At 69.3% G+C, this 2222-nt stretch carries 2 protein-coding genes and 1 pseudogene; 1 reads left to right on the top strand and 2 read right to left on the bottom strand.

The window, feature by feature from the left end:
- Positions 1-223: pseudogene (locus ACCC94_RS29415) on the bottom strand (MaoC family dehydratase N-terminal domain-containing protein); the annotation flags it as partial.
- A gap of 153 nt (positions 224-376) precedes the next feature.
- Between ACCC94_RS29415 and ACCC94_RS29410 the strand changes: the two are divergent.
- The gene (locus ACCC94_RS29410; protein ID WP_413353115.1) at positions 377-1291 is read left to right on the top strand and encodes a LysR substrate-binding domain-containing protein; all 915 of its coding nucleotides are present in this window, start codon (positions 377-379) and stop codon (positions 1289-1291) included.
- Here ACCC94_RS29410 and ACCC94_RS29405 read toward each other — a convergent pair.
- A partial coding sequence (locus tag ACCC94_RS29405) for a response regulator transcription factor (RefSeq protein ID WP_413353114.1) occupies positions 1271-2222 on the bottom strand: 952 nt, incomplete at its 5' end. The two genes, ACCC94_RS29410 and ACCC94_RS29405, sit on opposite strands and share 21 nt — an antisense overlap.

Genomic DNA, 2222 nt, shown 5'->3' with positions numbered 1-2222 from the left:
GGGGCAGGAAGCCGCCGCGCGCCGGATGGCCGTCGGCGCCCAGGCCCGGCTCGGTCACTTCATCCTGGAAGAACATCCAGTGCCACAGCGGCGGCAGTGCATCGCCGGCAGCCGGAGCTTCTTCAGCCAGGGTCACGGCCAGGCGGCGGACCAGCAGCGTGCTCAGTTCTTCCTCGCGCTCCTGGGAGCGGCCGATCCAGTCGGCGTAGGGCGAATCGCTCATTTCGGACCTCTTGGCAGGTTGGTGAACGGAGCATGCAACAGGGCTTGCGTTCGTCGAATCCACATTTTCATAATCCAGCGTTAGGCAAACCCTAACGCCATTTCCACACTTCAAGCCTAGCGCCGCTGTCTGTCGCTTCGCGGAGAACCGCCCATGCACTTCGACCTCGCCGACCTGCGGCTTTTCGCGCACATCGCCGAAGCCCCCAGCCTCACCCAGGGCGCGCGCCGCGCCCATCTCTCGGCGGCCGCCGCCAGTGCGCGGATCAAGGCGCTGGAAGGCCAGCTCGACTGCCGCCTGCTCTACCGCGACAACCGCGGCGTCGAGCTGACCCCGGCCGGCCAACGCCTGCTGCAGCACGCGCGGCTGATCCTGCGCCAGGTCGATCACCTGAAGAGCGACTTCAGCGGCCAGGCGGGCGATCAGGTCGGGCACATCCGCATCTTCGCCAACACCACGGCGGTCACCGAATTCCTCCCCGAGCTGCTGGCGGACTTCCTTGCCGACCGTCCCGGCGTCAGCGTTGACCTGCAGGAGCGGCTGAACCGCGACATCGTCCGTGCCATCCTCGATGGCTCTGCGGACCTGGGCATAGTTGCCGGCCCGGTGCGCGCCGAAGGCCTGCAGATCGTCCACTTCAGCACCGACCGCCTGGTGCTCGCAGTCGCCCCGGAGCACCCGCTGTGCGCCCTGCCCCGCCTGACCCTCGCCGACACCCTGGACTACCCGCACATCGCCCTGCATGAAGGCAGCACCCTGCAGAGCTTCCTGCGCGAACAGGTGGAGCGCGTCGGCGGCGACCTCAACCTGCGCATCCAGGTGGCCAGCTTCGAAGCCATCTGCCGGATGGTCGAGGCCGGGGTCGGCATCGGGGTGATCCCGGAAACCGCCGCCATCCGCCACAGCCGCACCATGAACCTGCGCATCCTGCCGCTGGACGAGCCCTGGGTGGTCCGCGAACGCAGCGTGCTGCTGCGCGACCGCGAGGCGCTGCCCGCCTGTGCCCGCGCACTGGTGGACCTGCTCCGCACGCTGCAGGAAGCCGGTTCAACCGAGCAGCCCCAGTGACTTGGCGCGGACGATGGCCTGGGTGCGCCGGCGCACGCCGAGCTTGACGTTGATCTTCTTAGCGTGGGTCTTCACCGTGTTGAGCGAGATGAACAGGCTGTTGCCGATTTCCTGGTTCGACAGGCCCTCGGCGAGCAGACGCAGCACCGCGACTTCCCGTGCAGTGAGGCCGTGGGCGCTGTCGGCGACTTCGCCGCTGGAGGTCGGCAACAGACTGGGCAGACGCTCCGGCGCCATCTCGACCTTCAGGCTGTGCAGGGCCTGCTCGACCTCGCTCGCCAGCGCCTGGTAACCCAGGCCCAGGCACTCTTCGCGCAGCGCCAGCAGACGCGCGCGCGCGGCCTCGATGCGGCCACAACCCGCCTCGGCCAGCGCCAGCAGGTAGCGCACGCGTTGCGGCAGCGAAGGCGTATGCAGTGGCGCGACCCGCTCAGGGCGCTGTTCCAGCTCGGCTTCCAGCGCAGTTGCCTCGTGGTACAGGCGCAACCACTGGCCCTGGCGCGCCAGCAGGCGCAGCTTGAGGCTTTCCAGCGGCAGCCGGTAGCAGTCGGGCTGCACCTTCCAGCAATGCATGCGGCGTTCGGCTTCCTCGCAGTAGCGCTGCGCCGACGCAGCGTCAGCGCTACGCGAGGCCGCCTCGCCAAGGCCGAGCAGGCCATGCAGGATGTAGGGGTCGGCGCAGGCGCGAGCCAGGCGTGCGCCGTTTTCCAGCGCCAGCGTTGCCGCCGGGGCGTCGCCTTGCAGGAGCAGCAGTTCGCCGTCGAGGAAGGCCAGGCGCCCGCGCAGCAGTTCATGCCCTTCGCCGCCATCCGGCAAGCGCTCACGGCAGGCATCCAGCAGGCTGCGGGCCTGATCGCGCTCGCCGGCCAGCAGGCACAGGCGCACGCGGTCGCAATCGATCAGCACTTCGCTGGCCAGGCAGCCCTGGCGC

The sequence above is a fragment of the Pseudomonas sp. Pseusp97 genome (assembly GCF_047304025.1).
GTDB lineage: Bacteria > Pseudomonadota > Gammaproteobacteria > Pseudomonadales > Pseudomonadaceae > Pseudomonas.
The sequence above is the reverse complement of the archived record's forward strand: the minus strand, read 5'-3'. Positions and strand labels throughout refer to the sequence as shown.